Here is a 1,974-nt window from a genome sequence, read left to right as displayed (position 1 = left end):
TGCTGAAACGGGTGCTTGTTGCAGCCCTGACGCTGGTAATTTTAACTCTCGGTGCGCTTGCAGTAAGCGCAGACTTCCGCAAGACAGTCTATACGATGATTCAGAAGTTCTTACCAATTGAGATGCAAGTCACTTATAAAGTTGAGGGAGAACCATTAGAGCAGCTTCCCGATGCGTATAGTGAACATTATGTACAAGTCGGATTTTGGCGTGACTATACGCAAGGCTATGATAAAAAGGAAACATTCTCTCATGCGTATGTTAATGCTGCCGGAGAAATCTATTTTGTGGATTGTTCAATTATAACCGCATACGGACAGATTGAAACATTCGATAATGAACATACCGTTTATACAACTGTAAAGATTGGAGATAAGGAAGCAACACTTGGAACAAGTGAGATTCCGGGGCAGGTCACCTGTTATATTTTGGTTTGGGAGGATGAGGGTGTTTCCTGCACAATTATGGGCGATGGTTCATTGGATGAGTTGATGAAGGTTGCAGAAAGTATTTATTAACGGCAAAATGCCTAGATATTTGTAGATGAGCACAAATGTGAGGATGGATTTTTGTTTAAGTAAACAAATTTGGAAAATCTTGCAACAAATGTGTTGGTTGCTGCGTTGTCTAAGTAAAAGCTTCTGATGGAAACAAACGGGAGGTGTATGCTCTATATGAAAAGGAGCTTCATTGCAATTTCGGTTGCGACAATCATAGGATTGTCAGCTTGCGCAACAAAAGTATCCTCTTCAACTTCTATGAACTCTCCTATATCGACATCGGTGACAAGCGAGCAGGAATTTTTATCTAATCTTGAAAACGCCAGCACAAGCCAAATACTGCAAAAGCTTAAAGAATCGGATGGTGGGTATACAGAAGATTGCTTTTCGGTGTTGACAAATCGTCTTATCAAATTCCCTCAAGACACACTGTATGTGTTGAAATATGACAAACTGATGAATGATAAAGACTTTCAGCAGCTTGTTTTATCCGGCATAAAAACAGAGCTTCCCTATAGAGGATCGGATGAAGAAAGAAATACGCTTTATCAGTATCTGGAATCCATCACTACTGATAAAGAATATGGACAAATCGCATCAGATATTTTAGGAGAACAAGCTGAAAACAAGGAGAAACCAAATCGGCAAATTGAATTTCAAACTGAAGAATTAGGACAAGCGAGCAGTGTTATTTCAATCGAACTTCCGCAAGGGTGGAAAATTCAAAAGAGAGAACAAACGCAACGTGCTGAAAATAAACCACTTGCTCTTGCAAGCCTGAATCCGTCTTATCCAGTATATGATATTTATGACAAAAATCATGTGTTGGTTGGCGCGGTTGGATACAGTACCTATGAACCATATGAAGGTGATAGAGATTCCGTGCAGATTGTTTACTCTGCACTTCGGCTAGGATCGGTTTACAGGTTTGACACGGATAATAAATACGATGTGATACAAACCACGGAACGCGGAACGACTGCACTTACAACGGTAATTTTTCAAGATGGTGCAAATTCAGAACCAGTAAACAATTTAGGCGTTCTCGCTTATGATAACGAGAAAGAATGCTTTGTTGCAATTGAACTTGAAGCAAGTTCTGTGTCGGAAAGCCAGGCATTGGAAATTGCAAAATCAATTCGCTTTTAGACATGATGGGAATAACGGTGTATAGGTGCCAGCAGATTAAGGAGAACAACTGTGAACAAAGTACCGTACTTTATGTCATTGCGGTACAGTCCTTGAAACCGGCAACGCTCCGAGATACTTTGACAGCAAGCCAATGGAGCGGTATGTGGTTCTTTTCTCTGGCATTTTTCGCCGTCATTTTTATGGAAATGCTGTCTGATTTCTTGCTGGTTACAGAACGCCGCAATACATGGAAAGCGTTAAATGGAAATGTCAGCGAAGCCGAATTTCACAATCTTCAGCAAATTGTCTTGTGCGAAAATCAGAAAGTTTCCATTGAGAAAAA

At 40.4% G+C, this 1,974-nt stretch carries 2 protein-coding genes and 1 pseudogene; all 3 read left to right on the top strand.

Features of this window, described 5'->3' with window-relative positions; all coding sequences use genetic code 11:
* On the top strand, nucleotides 1–518 hold a 518-nt coding region (locus C4N24_RS14920), incomplete at its 5' end, for a DUF4367 domain-containing protein (RefSeq protein WP_112092030.1).
* A 147-nt stretch (nucleotides 519–665) separates the two neighbouring features.
* On the top strand, nucleotides 666–1,649 hold the full coding sequence (locus tag C4N24_RS14915) for a hypothetical protein (protein ID WP_242700086.1): 984 nt from the start codon (nucleotides 666–668) through the stop codon (nucleotides 1,647–1,649).
* 92 nt (nucleotides 1,650–1,741) lie between these two features.
* Nucleotides 1,742–1,974, top strand: a pseudogene (locus C4N24_RS15550) (hypothetical protein); the annotation flags it as partial.

The organism is Faecalibacterium prausnitzii (assembly GCF_003287405.1).
Taxonomy (GTDB): Bacteria; Bacillota; Clostridia; order Oscillospirales; family Ruminococcaceae; genus Faecalibacterium; species Faecalibacterium intestinale.
This window is presented reverse-complemented; position numbering and strand designations above follow the sequence as displayed.